Here is a 13,924-nt window from a genome sequence, read left to right on the forward strand (position 1 = left end):
ATGACACGCCAGCCTGAGCCGGCTGGATCGCCTTTGGTGGTCCTCGGCAAGATCGTATCGGTTCATGGCATACGCGGCGCGGTGAAGGTGTACTCGCACACCGATCCGCTGGACAACGTGCTCGACTACCCAGAGTGGATTCTCCGCAAGGGTGGTGTACAGCAGCAGGCGTCCGTCGTTGCGGGACGGGTTCAGGGCCGCATACTGGTGGTTCAGCTCAAGGGGCTGGATGACCGGGATAAGGCGCTAGAACTGGTGGATTGGGAAATCTGCGTGCCGCGAGTTGAGCTGCCGGCATTGGATGACGGCGAGTTCTACTGGCATCAGCTGGAAGGACTGCAGGTAGTGACCCTCGACGGGAAGCTGCTCGGTCGTATCGACCACCTGCTGGAAACCGGCTCCAATGATGTCATGGTAGTAAAGCCCTGTGCGGGCAGTCTGGATCAGCGCGAGCGGTTATTGCCGTATCTGCCTGATCTGTACGTAAAGCACATCGACCTGACCGAAGGTGTCATGCAGGTCGACTGGGATCCGGAGTTCTGACCGGTGTGGGCCGGTGTGGTAACCCTGTTTCCCGAGATGTTCACGGCGTTGACCGAGCACGGAGTGACCGGCAGGGCCGTCAAGCGGGGCCAGCTGACCGTCGAGTTCAGCAATCCCCGTGATCATGCCCACGACCGGCATCGTACGGTCGATGATCGTCCCTTTGGTGGTGGTCCGGGCATGTTGATGAAAGTCGAGCCATTGCTGGCAGCCATTGAGGCCGTCCGGCAGCAGGCGCCTTCGACGCCCCGGGTGATCTATCTGTCTCCCCAGGGGCAGCCGCTGACGCAGCAACGGGCCGCAGAACTGGCCCAACTGGACAGTCTGGTCCTGCTGTGTGGTCGCTACGAAGGTATCGACGAGCGCATTGTCGAGACATGCGTCGACGAGGAAATTTCCATCGGCGACTACGTATTGTCCGGCGGCGAGCTGGGGGCGATGGTGCTCCTGGATGCGGTAACCCGTCTGATCCCCGGCGTGCTTGGGCATGCGGATTCGGCGGCAGAGGATTCCTTTTCGGAAGGGTGGCTGGATTGTCCACACTACACCCGGCCGGAAGAGTTTGCGGGGCAGCGCGTACCGGAGGTGCTGCTCAGTGGTAATCATGCATTGATCCGGCGCTGGCGTCTCAAGCAGTCCTTGGGCAGAACCTGGCAACGACGCCCGGAACTGCTCGCAGAACTGACCTTGAGCAAAGAACAGCAGCAACTGTTGGCGGAATTTATCCGCGAGCAGGAAACCGATAACCATTGAAGCAAGTCCGGCGGCTTGTAGGAGCTTTAGAAATGTCCAACATTATTGCCCAGCTCGAAGCAGAGCAGATGACCCGTGAAGTCCCCGTGTTCGCACCGGGTGACACTGTAATTGTTCAGGTAAAAGTAAAGGAAGGCGATCGTCAGCGTCTGCAGGCCTTTGAAGGCGTGGTTATCGGTAAGCGCAACCGGGGTCTGAACTCCGCGTTCACCGTGCGCAAGATCTCCAGCGGTGTTGGCGTCGAGCGTACCTTCCAGACCTTCTCGCCGATGGTTGACAGCGTTACCGTCAAGCGTCGCGGCGATGTGCGCAAGGCCAAGCTGTACTACCTGCGCGCCCTGTCCGGCAAGGCCGCACGTATCAAGGAAAAGCTCAACTGATCGAGCGTTTTGCCTGGTACTCAAGAAACCGCCTTCGGGCGGTTTTTTGTTGTCCTGCGATAAGGGGGCGTTGCGCCGGATAGGCTGCTTATCGGTCGCTTGTGGCAGTTGCCAGCGGGATCAGCATTTCCGCCACCAGGCCGCCTCCCGCCCGCGAGCGCAGATCGAGTGCGCCGCCGAAGCGTTCCACAATGGCCCGCACGATGGAGATGCCCAGGCCCGCACCATCCTGACGGCGGCGGCCCTGGTCTCCGCGCCAGAAGCGCCTGCCGACCCGGGCGGCCTGCTCCGGGCTCAGGCCGGGGCCACGGTCGGCAACACTCAGCACACAGCGCCGCATCGAGCGGTCGAATAACGCATCGACCTCGATGGCCGTGTGGTCCGGCGAATAGCGCAGGGCATTGTCCACCAGGTTGCGCAGCGCCGTTTCCAGCATCGACCTGGGCATCGGTGTTCCGGTATCGGCTCCCGCCACGTTCAGGGTCAGGCGGTTTCGCTGATCCTCGTCCAGGCGGTCGAGCACGCTGTTCACCGCTTCCAGTACCGACCTGCATTGATCCCCCTCACTGACCACGGCCTCGGTGCGCGCCAGGGTCATCATCTGATCAAGGGTGCGGCGCAGCCGCTGCACGCCTGCCTCGGCGCCGGCAAGGGAGGCCTGGGCTTGCTCACCATCACTCAGCCGGACCACCTGCAGGTGGGTGTCTATCACGGTCAGCGGCGTGCGTAGTTCATGGGCGGCCGCATCGGTGAAGGCGCGCTGGCTCGACAACGCCTGGGCCAGGCGCCCGAGCAGCCCATTCATGGCGTCGAGAACCGGGCGCAGCTCGCTAGGCGAATGATCGAGAACGATAGGTGTGGTGTCGTCTGTTTTCTTGGCGCGTAGCTGCTCGCGCAGGGTTTCCAGGGGGGCAAGGCCGCGCCCGATGCCGACCCACAGCGCCGCCAGGCCGCCGAAAAAGGCGATCAGAAAAGGGATCCCCGCTGCGCCCAGCAGATCATTGATCAGCACGTTGCGCTCATCGATGCGGTCCGCTGTGGTGATCTGAAAGCCGTTGTCGTGCAGGACGTAGACCCGCCATTGTCTCCCCTGTACCTCACGGGTGCTGTAGCCCGCGGGCAGGGTGGCGAAGTCCGAGGAGGGGACGCTGCCCGTACTGGCCAGCACTTCACCCCGCAGTGCCCGGATCTCGCAGGCGATGCCTTCCTTGCCGCTGATCTGAACTGCCTCGCTGAAGTTGGCCGGTGAGGAGTTGGGGTCCAGCGTGCCGCCCTGGAGCAGGCCGGCGACCATGCGGGCCGACATCGCCAGCCTGCCATCCAGGGTGCGGTCCAGGTTGGCGCGCATGCCCTGCATCATCCAGGCTGCGGCCACAGTCCAGAGCACCACCAGGGCGATGCCGGTGATCAGCACCGCCCGTGAGCGCAGGCTCACGGGGTGAGCCTCCAGCCTAAACGGTAGCCCAGCCCGCGGGCGGTCTCGATTGCCTCGGCTCCCAGTTTTCGCCGGATATTGTGGATATGGACGCTGAGCGCATTGCTGTTGATCTCTTCGCCAAGCCCGTACAGGCGCTCGTTGAGGGCGTCGGGGAGCACCCAGCGGCCATCGGCAGCCGCTAGGTGGACCAGCAGATCGACTTCCCGGCGTGACAGGGTAACCGGCTCGCCCTCCAGCCAGGCCAGCCCGCTATCAGGTTCCAGGCGAAAAGGCCCGGCTTTGATGCTCTGGACGGCCCGGCCCTGGGTGCGCCTGACCAGCGCATGCAGCCGTGCCGCCAGCTCGCGCAGGTCGAAGGGCTTGACCAGATAGTCGTCGGCACCCCCCTGGAGTCCGGCGAGTCGATGTTCGATGGCATCGCGTGCCGAGAGAATAAGGACCGGCAGGTCAGGCTCGAACGCGCGCATCCTGGCGAGCAATTCCATGCCGTCACGGTCGGGCAGGCCCAGGTCGAGCACCAGGGCCTGGAAGGCGTCGTCCATCTGCGCCGTTTCCGCGGCAGCGGCGGTGCCTACGTGGCGCACCTCGATCCCGTGTTTACGCAGTCCAGCAACGATGCCCTGGCCAATCAGGTCGTCGTCCTCCACCAGCAGCACCCGCATTGCGGCGTCTCCCTGCATTAACCAAAGCAGTCATCTTAGGCCAGAACGGTGAGGGGTGTCAGCCGGCGGCCGGGTGAGCGAGCCTTTAAGATTCGCTTAACCGAGCTATGCTAAAAGCTCCCGCGCAAAAGCGATACCACCGGGCTGTCGCTGCGCGGACACCTGGGTGTCAGGGCTGCGCTAATGGGCTAATCCAAGGAGCTTGCAATGCATAAAAATCATATTCGAGGAGCAGGCATGGCTGTCTGCTTGTCGCTCTGGTCGATGGGTCTGTCTGCCATGCCACCTGCGGGTGATCCGGAGCAGGGCAAGGCCGCCGCGGCGCTCTGTGAAACCTGCCACCAGGCCGATGGTAGCGGCCAGAATAACCCCGCCGGCGAGTCCTGGCCGCGGCTAGCCGGGCTGGAAGCGGACTATCTTGCCCGCCAACTGCACGCCTACCAAACCGGCGAGCGGCGTAACCCCAGCATGGAAGCCTTCGCCAAAATGCTGGATGAGGAGCAGATCCTGCATGTCTCCGCCTGGTTCGCCAGCCTCCCGGCCAGCAATGGCCCGTCGGCCGAGGAGCAGGGCCATTCAGCGGAGCTGCTCGAGCGCGGCGAGCAATTGGCCACCGAGGGCGACTGGGACAACTACATCGTGGCCTGTACCAGCTGCCATGGCCCCGACAATCTCGGCGCTGGTACGGTATTTCCTGCCATCGCCGGTCAGCATTTCGGCTATATCCGCGACCAGCTGCTCGCCTGGCAACAGGGCACCCGCAAGAATGATCCGCAGCGCCTGATGGCCAGCATTGCCGAGCGCATGAGTAGCGAAGACATCAATGCTGTTGCCGCCTGGCTTTCCACCCAGCCAGCCGCCGTTGAACAATAGAGGACGCAGACATGAATAACCTGATTTCGTTTGTGCCCCGGTTGCGCCGGTGTTTGCTGATGACGCTGGGGTGCTTGTTGGCAAGTCCGCTGTCCCTGGTTCAGGCTCAGGCCAAGACGGAGCTATCGCAAGAGAGCCTGCAGGTGCTGGCCAGTATGGCGCCGGGTGCGCCCGCCCCGACCGCCGACAGTTATGTGCATATTCCGCCGACCATGGAGGACCTGGAAGCCTCGTCGCTGCATCCGGAAACCAAAAGGGTCATTCGCCGCGGCTATGACATCTTTACCAATACCCAGCAGTTTCGCGATGAATACGTGTTCAACGACATGAACTGCAGCAGTTGCCACCTGGGTGCGGGGCGGCTGCCGTTCTCCGGGCCGATTTGGCCGGCGGCGGTGACCCTGCCGAATTACCGGCCGAAGAACGATCACGTCAACAATCTGGAAGAACGCATCGCCGGCTGTTTTACCTATTCCATGAACGGCAAGCCGCCGGCCTATGGCAGCGACGACATGATTGCGCTCAGTGCCTACCATCAGTGGCTGGCCAGCGGCGTGCCCATGTTCCTGGCTGCGGACAATATCTACGGACGTGGTTTTCCCCGCCTGGAAGAACCCGCCGAGAAGCCGGACTACCAGCGCGGCAAGGCGACCTACGAAGCCCAATGCTCGATCTGCCACGGCAGTGACGGCGCTGGCCTCACCACGCGTGGCGAGGTGGTCTTTCCACCGGTATGGGGCGACCACTCCTACAACTGGGGGGCCGGTATCAGCCGCGTGTTCACGCTGGCCTCCTTTATCAAACACAACATGCCGCTGGGCCAGCCCAATAGCCTGACCGATCAGCAGGCCTGGGATCTGGCCCAGTTCATCGACTCGCAGGAGCGCCCGCAGGACCCACGCTACACCGGCGACGTGAAGGAAACCCTGGAGCTGTATGGCGACACCTTCCATAAGCACACCATGTACGGTCAGGAGGTGGAAGGCCGGGTGCTGGGCGATCACGATAACGTCGGTCGCAAGGACTTCCTCAAGCCTGATGTGCTGCGCCCGCGCACCTACGACTGACCTCCCTGGGCAAAGCGGGACAGGCACTGTCCCGCCTTGCATTCCCTCGGCACGCCGCTGCCGCGTCCACGCCTTCAGTTTCGCTTAACCGAGCAGGTGCATCATTCCCCAAATACCTTGTCTCGGGGAATTGGATTTGTTCTGGTACCGACGCGCGTCAGCCATTGTACTGCTTTGTTTCTTCGCCTTCGGCAGCGCCTGGGCCAGTGGCGGGCTGTTTTCCTCCTGGGGTAAGCAACCGGAGCTGCTGGAGGCGGTGGACGTCTTCCAGCTGGACGGCATTCACCAGCAAGGTGACCGCTTTGAGGCAAAGGGCATTGTTGCCGACGGCTATTATGTCTACCGCCATTCGCTGCAACTGGTTGATGGCCACGGCGAGCCGGTCGACCTGGCCCTGAGCGCAGGCACCGCCCAGCACGATGAGTTCTTCGGCGACACGGAAATCTATACCGGCGACATGTTGCGCCTGAATTTTTCGGCAGGAACATCAGGCCCGCTGACGCTGCATTGGCAAGGCTGCGCGGAAGTTGGCTTCTGTTATCCCCCGCAAACGCTGCAGGTCGATCTACCTTCCGAGGGAGAAGCCCGGGCTTCCCCGGATGCTTCCATAACTGACGCCTCGGTTTCGGATAACGCCGCTCCCAGCGCAGAGATGGGCGAGGATCAGCAGGCGGCGCAGCGTCTGGCCACCCTCGGGCCGGTGGCGGGCACGCTGCTGTTCTTCGGTTTCGGCCTGCTGCTGGCATTCACTCCCTGCACCCTGCCGATGATTCCCATCGTTTCCAGCATGGTGGTCGGCAGCCAGGCCAGACCTGCCCGCGCTTTCATGTTATCGCTGTGCTACGTGGTGGCGATGGCTGCGACCTATGCGGCGGTCGGAGTAGCAGCGGGGTTAGCCGGCGCCAACCTGCAGGCCACCCTGCAGTCGCCCTGGCTGCTGGGCGCCTTCGCCGCGCTGTTCCTGGTGCTGGCCAGCGCGCTCTTTGGCCTGTTCACCCTGCGTCTGCCTTCGGCCCTGGTGGATCGGGTCGAGTCAGTAGGGCGCGGGCGGGCAGGCGGTAGCCTGGTCGGTGCTACTGCCCTGGGCTTTCTCTCCGCTCTGCTGGTGGGGCCCTGCATGACCGCGCCGCTGGCCGGCGCGTTGTTGTACATCGGTCAAACCGGCAGCGCTGTCTATGGTGGCCTGGCGCTGTTTGCCCTCGGCCTGGGCATGGGGCTGCCGCTGTTGGCCATCGCGACCTTCGGTGCGCGCATCCTGCCCAAGCCGGGTGCCTGGATGGAGCGGGTGAATATCGCCTTTGGCTACCTGATGGTCGGCATGGCCGTGATGATGCTGGTTCGTTTCCTGCCCGGCACCCTGAGCCTGCTCCTCTGGGGCGCGTGGCTGTTGTCCATCGCCATCGGCCTGCTGGCCTGGGCCCAGGCCGCGCCGGCAAGACCGCGCCTGGTGTGGACCCTGCGTACCGGTGCGGCTTTCATCGGACTGTGGTCGGTACTGATGCTGCTGGGCGCGGCCTCGGGCGGCAGCTCGGTATTGCAGCCATTGGCCCACCTGGGCGGCGGTTCAGCGCCGGTATCCGCCCCGTCTGTGCCGGACTATGTGCAAGCCAAGTCGGTGGAGGATGTGGACGCCCGCCTGGCTGAAGCTGCCGCGCGGGGGGAGTGGACCCTGATCGACTTCTACGCCGACTGGTGCGTCAGCTGCCATGTGATCGAGCGCAATGTGTTCGGCGATCCGGTGGTGGCGGAGCGGCTGGCGCGCATGCAGATAGTGCGGCCGGATGTCACCCAGAACGATGCGGTGGACCAGGCGCTGCTCAGGCACTGGGGCGTGCTGGGGCCGCCCACGCTGATCCTGGTCGGGCCCGATGGCACCGAGCGCCGCGATCTGCGGATGGTCGGCGAAATCAACGCGAGTGAATTTCTCAACCGTCTGAATGCAGCAGGTACACCATGATGAGTATTGGTCCGTTCTCTATCAAAGTCGTCGGCGTTGTCGCTGCGATATTGCTCGCCTGGCTGGTGACCCGCGCGGTTGCCAAGCGGATTGGGGATGATGTTTCGCTCAAGCTGGCTGGCGCCGTGTTGTTCGATGCGGTGTTCTGGGGGTTGATAGCCGCTCGCCTGGGGTACGTCGCCTTCTGGTGGGAGGATTATTTCGCGACACCGATGTCGATAATCGCTATTGGCGATGGCGGGTTTACCTGGTGGGTGGGGGTGCTGACCGCGCTGGCGTTTATCGGGTGGCGAGCCCGGCGCATGCGAACGCTGCGTCGGGCGGCGCTGGCAGGTGTGCTGACCGGTGTTGCAGCCTGGTTTGCCACCGGCACGGTAGTGGGGCTACTGCACCATTCGCCACCCATGCCGGATCTGCAGTTGGCCACCCTGGAGGAGCAACCCATTTCACTGCTGAGCTATCAGGGCCGCCCGACCGTGGTCAATCTCTGGGCTACCTGGTGTCCACCCTGTCGCCGGGAAATGCCCGTATTCGAGCAGGCCCAATCCGCCTTCCCGGAGGTGAATATCGTCATGGTCAACCAGGGCGAAAGCGCCGAGCAGGCGCTGGCCTTCCTGCAAAGCCAGGGCCTGACGCTGAGCGATGTACTGCTTGATCCCTTTTCGCGAACCATGCACGCGACCGGCGCACGGGCTCTGCCCACCACCTTGTTCTTTGATGCCGACGGTGAGCTGGTGGATTCGCATATGGGTGAACTCACCATGGCCAGTTTCAAGAGCAACATGTCGCGCCACTTTGCACAATCCGCCCAATCCATTTCCAACGAGGAATAATGATGTTTTCCAGATCCCTTTTTCATCAGCGCCCCGGCATGTCCTTCGGCATGGCGGCGGCCCTGTTATCGGTAGCGACTGGCGTGTACGCAGAGGAGGCGGCGCAGCCGCAGGTGCTTAACGCATTGCAAGCCCAGGGGCTGACCATCGTCGAGGAATTCGACGCCGGGAGCGAGCTGCGGGCCTTCGCCGCTGTCGCTGGCGATCAGCCCATGGCGGTCTATCTCACCAATGACGGCAAGGCGATCGTGGGTACTCGGTTGGATGCCAGCGGGCAACCGGTCGATGCCGCGATGCTTCAGGAGCTGGTGGCCAAACCGATGAGCGACAAGACCTGGGCCCAACTGGAAAGCTCAACCTGGGTACTGGACGGCCAGGCCGATGCGCCGCGCGTGGTCTACACCTTCAGCGATGCCAATTGCCCCTACTGCCACCGCTTCTGGGAAGCGGCCCGACCTTGGGTGGACTCCGGCAAGGTGCAATTACGCCATCTGTTTGTCGGCGTCATCAAGGCCGACAGTCCCGCCAAGGCGGCAGCCATCCTCGAGGCGGATGATCCGTCAGCAGCGCTGCTGGAAAACGAGAAGAATTTCGCCCAGGGCGGCATTACGCCGGCCAGCAGCATTTCCAGTAAAGCGCAGCGAGTGCTCGATGAGAACCAGCAGCTTATGCACGCCACTGGCTTTCGCGGTACGCCAGGCATCGTTGTTCGACAAGGCGACGGGTTGATCCGCAAGTTCAACGGCATGCCGCAGCCGGGGCAGATGGCTGAGGTGATGGGGCCGCGGTAACGGGCAGCTGCGGCGCACCGCGTTATCGTCCGGTCAGACGATGCTGATTTCTTGCCCATGTTATAGAAATGGGATTGAACATTTCTTAATGGAGCAGCTGCGTGCAATCCACAGGATCTGATATTGCAGTAGTCACAGGGGCCAGCCGGGGCGTGGGCAGGGGCATCGCCGTAGCCCTGGGGCGTGCCGGAATGACGGTATATGTCACGGGACGGACACTCAGCGGCCTGGGGCAGGAGCAGGTCAACGGCCAGGTCCTGGGCGGTAATCTGGAAGAGACGGCCCAGCTGGTGACAGCCGCCGGTGGTCGTGGGATCCCGGTTCGTTGCGATCATGCCGACGATGCTCAGGTAGCCAGCCTGTTCGAGCAGGTGGCTGCGGAGCATGGCCGGCTCGATCTGCTGGTCAATAATGCCACCTTCCTGCATCACCAGTTGGTCCTTCCGGGACCTTTCTGGGAAAAGGAACTGGGTATGGTAGATATGCTCAATGTGGGCCTGCGTTCGGCTTACGTCGCGAGCTATTATGCTGTACCGCTGCTGCTGAAATCCCCGCGGGGCCTGATTACCTTCATTTCCTCCTACGGCGCCAATTGCTATATGCATGGTCCGGCCTATGGAGCGCAGAAGGCAGGGTGCGACAAGCTCGCTGCCGACATGGCTGTGGATTTGGAAGGCACCAAGGTCGCCGCATTGTCCTTGTGGCTGGGCTTGCAACACACCGAGCGCAGCGCGCTGGTCGGAGCTGCAAGTGGTGTGGATTATTCTGCGTTCTTGGCGCAGGCGGAAACCCCTGAATTCAATGGCAGCGTCATTCATGCGCTATTAAACGACCCGGGGTTGGCGCAGATGAATGGGCAGACCTTGATCACCGCTGAGCAGGCCGCACGCTACGGCATTGTGGATGCCGGGCAGCGTCAGCCAGCGTCACTGCGACAGCAATTGGGTGGGCCGGTGCCCGTACACCCGGCACGGGTCGGCTAGAGGGAGCAAGCATGCAGCAGACCAGCATGGTGGCGTTGGAGCAGCGCCTGCAGAAACTTGAGGCGTTGGAGCAGATTCAGCAACTCAAGCACCGATACCTCAACGCCTGTGATCGCAAGGACGTGGAGGAGATGCGCGCGTGTTTTGCGCCAGGGCCGATATTGATCGATTACGGCGCGATCGGCGTGTTCCATGATCGCGACAGCTTCCTGGAGCTTTATACGCGTCTGGCCTGTCAGCCCAATGTCATCGATCTGCATCACGGGGCCAATCCGGAAATCGTTCTGGAGTCGGCGACCGAGGCGCGTGGTCGCTGGGCACTGTACTATTTCAATGTGGATGCGCAGACCGGCCTGACCCGGCAGCTCGGTGGGCAGTATGAAGACCGCTATCGGCTGACCGAGGCGGGATGGCGCATCATTGAAACCCGCTCACGGATCCATTCAACCGTTGAAGGACACAGTTTATCCACGCCGAGCCAGTGAAAAACCGCCTCCGGGCGGTTTTTTGTTGCCTGTCGCAAAAGCCTTTATGATGTCGGGCTAACCTGTTCGAGACCTGCATGAAGACGCCCTTACCCCAGCCGCCCGGTGAAGATGACCTGCGGGCCATTGGCCGCTATCTGGATAGCCTGTGGCTGGAGCGGGGGCTGGCTGCCCAGACGCTGGATTCTTACCGTACCGATCTGACCTTGCTGGCCGGCTGGTTGGCGGGGCGGGGCGGCTTGTATGCGGCGCGCCGGGGCGATCTGCTGGAACACCTGGCTTGGCGCATCCAGGCTGGCTACCAGGCGCGTTCGACGGCGCGGTTGCTGTCCTGCCTGCGCGGGTTCTACCGGCATGCCCTGCGCGAAGGGCTGGTCAGCGAAGACCCGACGCTGGATATCGCCATGCCCCAGTTGGGCCGGCCCTTGCCCGATTCGCTCAGCGAGGCGGATGTGGAGGCGCTGCTGGCCGCGCCGGATATCAGCGACACGTTGGGACTGCGGGATCGCTGCATGCTGGAAGTGCTCTATGCCTGCGGGTTGCGGGTCAGCGAGCTGGTCGGCCTGCGACTGGATCAGCTGAACCTGCGCCAGGGCATAGTGCGGATCGTCGGCAAGGGCAGCAAGGAGCGCCTGGTGCCGCTGGGTGAGGAAGCGTTGGCATGGATCGTCCGCTATTGCGCCGAGGCGCGCCCGGCGCTGCTCAAGGGCAAGCCCAGCGATGTGCTGTTTCCCAGCCAGCAGGCGCGGGAGATGACCCGCCAGACCTTCTGGCATCGGATCAAACTGCATGCCCAGCAGGCGGGTATCCGTACGGCGCTGTCGCCCCATACCCTGCGCCATGCCTTTGCCACCCATCTGCTCAACCACGGCGCGGATCTGCGGGTAGTGCAGATGCTGCTCGGCCACAGCGATCTGTCGACCACCCAGATCTATACCCATGTGGCCAGGCATCGACTGCGTGAACTGCATGCCAGTCATCATCCCCGTGGGTGAGAAATGCGTTTCATGATAAGCTTGCCCGTCATCAAGAGGACCGACCAATGCGACTGAAACACCTGACAGCCGGGCTGTTGGCCCTGTGCGCTACCCAGGCGTGGGCTGATGCGCAGCAGAGCATCCGCCAGAGCCTGGACCAGCTGAACTTTCCCCTGGCAGTTACGACGATTTCGGAAACGCCCGTCGAGGGTCTGTATCAGATTCAGCTGGAGAATGGTCGGGTGATCTATGGCAGTGGCGACGGCAAGTATCTGGTGCAGGGTGCGCTGATTGCGGTCAATGACGGCCAGCCGCGCAACCTGACCGCTGAGGTCGAAGCCAAGGCGATTGGTGAAGTCATCAATGGCATCCCTACCAAGGACCTGGTGGTATTCGCGCCCGCGCAACCGAAAACGCACATCACCGTCTTCACCGATGTGGATTGCGGCTACTGCCGCAAGCTGCACGAGGAGATCGGCGAGCTGAACGAGCTGGGTATCGAGGTGCGCTACGCTGCCTTCCCGCGCGCCGGCACCGACAGCAAGACCGCCGAGGTCATGCGCTCGGTCTGGTGTGCCGAAGATCGGCAGGCGGCCATGACCCGCGCCAAGCAGGGCAAGTCGGTGACGCGTGTCACCTGCGAGAATCCGGTTACCGGCCAGTACGAGCTGGGCGCCCAGGTCGGGGTCCAGGGCACGCCGGCGATCTTCCTCGCCAACGGTACGCTGGTGCCCGGCTACAAGCCGGCCCAGGCGCTGGCCCAAGAGGCCATCGCCAATCAATGACAGCCCACCGCGGTGGGCTGAACAACGCAGTTACTACAACATAGAGAAACGTGGGGGCTTGGTTTGAAACCGGTCAAAGTGGGTATATGTGGTCTGGGCACCGTCGGCGGTGGCACCTTCAATGTTCTGCAGCGCAACGCCGGGGAGATTGCCCGCAGGGCAGGCCGGGCGATCGAGGTGACCCATATTGCCACCCGGCACCCGAACCCTGCCTGCAATGTCGGGGATCACGTCCAGGTGACCGATGACGCCCTGGCGCTGGCCAGCAATCCGGATATCGACATCATCGTCGAGTTGATCGGCGGTTATGACCTGGCGCTGAAGATCGTCATGCAGGCCATTGCCAATGGCAAGCACGTGGTCACTGCCAACAAGGCGCTGATTGCGGTGCACGGTAACGAGATCTTCGCTGCCGCCCGTGAGCAGGGCGTCATGGTGATGTTCGAAGCCGCGGTCGCGGGCGGCATCCCGATCATCAAGTCGCTGCGCGAAGGCCTGGCGGCCAACCGCGTGCAGTGGCTGGCCGGCATCATCAACGGCACCGGCAACTTCATTCTCACCGAGATGCGCGACAAGGGCCGGACCTTTGCCGATGTGCTGGCCGAGGCCCAGGCCCTGGGTTATGCCGAGGCCGACCCGACCTTCGACGTCGAAGGTATCGATGCGGCGCACAAGCTGACCATCCTGGCGTCGCTGGCCTTCGGTATTCCGTTGCAGTTCGACAAGGCCTATACCGAGGGCATCACCCAGCTGACTACCGCTGACGTGAACTACGCCGAAGCTTTCGGTTACCGCATCAAGCACCTGGGCATTGCCCGGCGCACCGAGCAGGGGGTCGAGCTGCGCGTGCACCCGACGCTGATTCCGGCGGATCGTCTGCTGGCCAATGTCCATGGCGTGATGAACGCGGTGATGGTCAATGGCGATGCGGTTGGCTCGACCCTGTACTACGGTGCCGGTGCTGGCGCCGAGCCCACTGCCTCGGCGGTGGTGGCGGACATCATCGATGTGGCCCGCGCCCTGGCCAGCGATCCGAATAGCCGGGTGCCGCACCTGGCCTTTGGTGCCGATACCCTGTCGGACCTGCCGGTGTTGCCGGTGGGCGATGTGGAAACCGCCTACTACCTGCGCCTGCAGGCCCAGGATCGCCCGGGCGTGCTGGCACGGGTGGCGAGCATCCTGTCCGAGCGCGGCATCAACATCGAGTCGATCATGCAGAAGGAAGTCGAGGAACAGGACGGCCTGGTGCCGATCATCATCCTCACCCACCGCGTCCGCGAGCAGAGCATGAACGATGCCATCGCCGCCATGGAAGCCCTGGACGATGTCGCTGGCCCGCTGATGCGGATCCGCGTGGAACAACTGGATTAATCAGCTGCAAGTCGCCAGCGGCAAGC

15 protein-coding genes are annotated in these 13,924 nt (G+C 63.0%); 13 read left to right on the forward strand and 2 right to left on the reverse strand.

The annotated features are described in order from the left end of the window. From rimM to rplS, 3 genes are read left to right on the forward strand one after another with little or no spacing between them, the layout of a single operon-like run. Complete coding sequence (gene rimM, locus VG99_RS01240; protein ID WP_044497874.1) at positions 1-543, forward strand: ribosome maturation factor RimM; 543 nt, start codon at positions 1-3, stop codon at positions 541-543. A 3-nt stretch (positions 544-546) separates the two neighbouring features. Then, the gene (trmD, locus tag VG99_RS01245) at positions 547-1,296 is read left to right on the forward strand and encodes a tRNA (guanosine(37)-N1)-methyltransferase TrmD (protein ID WP_076939708.1); all 750 of its coding nucleotides are present in this window, start codon (positions 547-549) and stop codon (positions 1,294-1,296) included. Between the two features lie 32 nt (positions 1,297-1,328). Continuing rightward, on the forward strand, positions 1,329-1,676 hold the full coding sequence (rplS, locus tag VG99_RS01250) for a 50S ribosomal protein L19 (protein ID WP_044497875.1): 348 nt from the start codon (positions 1,329-1,331) through the stop codon (positions 1,674-1,676). Between the two features lie 88 nt (positions 1,677-1,764). On the opposite strand, the gene VG99_RS01255 is transcribed toward rplS, so the two are convergent. Further along, on the reverse strand, positions 1,765-3,111 hold the full coding sequence (locus VG99_RS01255; protein ID WP_044497876.1) for an ATP-binding protein: 1,347 nt from the start codon (positions 3,109-3,111) through the stop codon (positions 1,765-1,767). Then, on the reverse strand, positions 3,108-3,776 hold the full coding sequence (locus tag VG99_RS01260) for a response regulator (protein WP_044497877.1): 669 nt from the start codon (positions 3,774-3,776) through the stop codon (positions 3,108-3,110). The genes VG99_RS01255 and VG99_RS01260 overlap by 4 nt, the downstream gene beginning before the upstream one ends. 237 nt (positions 3,777-4,013) lie before the next feature. Between VG99_RS01260 and VG99_RS01265 the strand changes: the two genes are divergently transcribed. The 10 genes from VG99_RS01265 to VG99_RS01310 all read left to right on the forward strand — a co-directional run bounded on the left by VG99_RS01265 (position 4,014) and on the right by VG99_RS01310 (position 13,898). Continuing rightward, on the forward strand, positions 4,014-4,649 hold the full coding sequence (locus VG99_RS01265) for a c-type cytochrome (protein ID WP_204216671.1): 636 nt from the start codon (positions 4,014-4,016) through the stop codon (positions 4,647-4,649). Between the two features lie 11 nt (positions 4,650-4,660). Then, complete coding sequence (locus VG99_RS01270; protein ID WP_052508648.1) at positions 4,661-5,716, forward strand: c-type cytochrome; 1,056 nt, start codon at positions 4,661-4,663, stop codon at positions 5,714-5,716. Positions 5,717-5,852: 136 nt separating this feature from the next. Further along, a complete protein-coding gene (gene dsbD, locus VG99_RS01275) occupies positions 5,853-7,673 on the forward strand; it encodes a protein-disulfide reductase DsbD (protein ID WP_044501345.1) in 1,821 nt (606 codons plus the stop codon). Beyond that, positions 7,673-8,506 (forward strand): TlpA disulfide reductase family protein, encoded by an 834-nt coding sequence (locus VG99_RS01280; protein WP_239419768.1) that lies wholly within the window; start codon positions 7,673-7,675, stop codon positions 8,504-8,506. The genes dsbD and VG99_RS01280 overlap by 1 nt, the downstream gene beginning before the upstream one ends. Beyond that, positions 8,506-9,297, forward strand: a complete 792-nt coding sequence (dsbG, locus tag VG99_RS01285; RefSeq protein WP_239419769.1) for a thiol:disulfide interchange protein DsbG — start codon at positions 8,506-8,508, stop codon at positions 9,295-9,297. The genes VG99_RS01280 and dsbG overlap by 1 nt, the downstream gene beginning before the upstream one ends. Before the next feature lie 101 nt (positions 9,298-9,398). Continuing rightward, positions 9,399-10,280, forward strand: a complete 882-nt coding sequence (locus VG99_RS01290; RefSeq protein WP_044497883.1) for an SDR family NAD(P)-dependent oxidoreductase — start codon at positions 9,399-9,401, stop codon at positions 10,278-10,280. 11 nt (positions 10,281-10,291) lie between these two features. Next, a complete protein-coding gene (locus VG99_RS01295; protein WP_239419774.1) occupies positions 10,292-10,765 on the forward strand; it encodes a nuclear transport factor 2 family protein in 474 nt (157 codons plus the stop codon). Between the two features lie 77 nt (positions 10,766-10,842). After that, positions 10,843-11,760 (forward strand): site-specific tyrosine recombinase XerD, encoded by a 918-nt coding sequence (gene xerD, locus VG99_RS01300; protein WP_044497884.1) that lies wholly within the window; start codon positions 10,843-10,845, stop codon positions 11,758-11,760. Positions 11,761-11,807: 47 nt separating this feature from the next. Then, complete coding sequence (locus VG99_RS01305) at positions 11,808-12,527, forward strand: thioredoxin fold domain-containing protein (protein WP_044497886.1); 720 nt, start codon at positions 11,808-11,810, stop codon at positions 12,525-12,527. Positions 12,528-12,590: 63 nt separating this feature from the next. Continuing rightward, positions 12,591-13,898, forward strand: a complete 1,308-nt coding sequence (locus tag VG99_RS01310; RefSeq protein ID WP_044497887.1) for a homoserine dehydrogenase — start codon at positions 12,591-12,593, stop codon at positions 13,896-13,898. Positions 13,899-13,924: the final 26 nt, after the last annotated feature.

This window comes from Pseudomonas saudimassiliensis (assembly GCF_000939975.1).
In the GTDB taxonomy this organism is placed as follows: Bacteria; Pseudomonadota; Gammaproteobacteria; order Pseudomonadales; family Pseudomonadaceae; genus Halopseudomonas; species Halopseudomonas saudimassiliensis.

Coding starts and splice junctions, on each gene's coding strand:
- xerD (WP_044497884.1), top strand. CDS start 10,843: ATGAAGACGCCCTTACCCCAGCCGCCCGGTGAAGATGACCTGCGGGCC.
- VG99_RS01295 (WP_239419774.1), top strand. CDS start 10,292: ATGCAGCAGACCAGCATGGTGGCGTTGGAGCAGCGCCTGCAGAAACTT.
- dsbG (WP_239419769.1), top strand. CDS start 8,506: ATGATGTTTTCCAGATCCCTTTTTCATCAGCGCCCCGGCATGTCCTTC.
- VG99_RS01270 (WP_052508648.1), top strand. CDS start 4,661: ATGAATAACCTGATTTCGTTTGTGCCCCGGTTGCGCCGGTGTTTGCTG.
- rplS (WP_044497875.1), top strand. CDS start 1,329: ATGTCCAACATTATTGCCCAGCTCGAAGCAGAGCAGATGACCCGTGAA.
- VG99_RS01260 (WP_044497877.1), bottom strand. CDS start 3,776: ATGCGGGTGCTGCTGGTGGAGGACGACGACCTGATTGGCCAGGGCATC.
- rimM (WP_044497874.1), top strand. CDS start 1: ATGACACGCCAGCCTGAGCCGGCTGGATCGCCTTTGGTGGTCCTCGGC.
- VG99_RS01265 (WP_204216671.1), top strand. CDS start 4,014: ATGGCTGTCTGCTTGTCGCTCTGGTCGATGGGTCTGTCTGCCATGCCA.
- VG99_RS01305 (WP_044497886.1), top strand. CDS start 11,808: ATGCGACTGAAACACCTGACAGCCGGGCTGTTGGCCCTGTGCGCTACC.
- VG99_RS01280 (WP_239419768.1), top strand. CDS start 7,673: ATGAGTATTGGTCCGTTCTCTATCAAAGTCGTCGGCGTTGTCGCTGCG.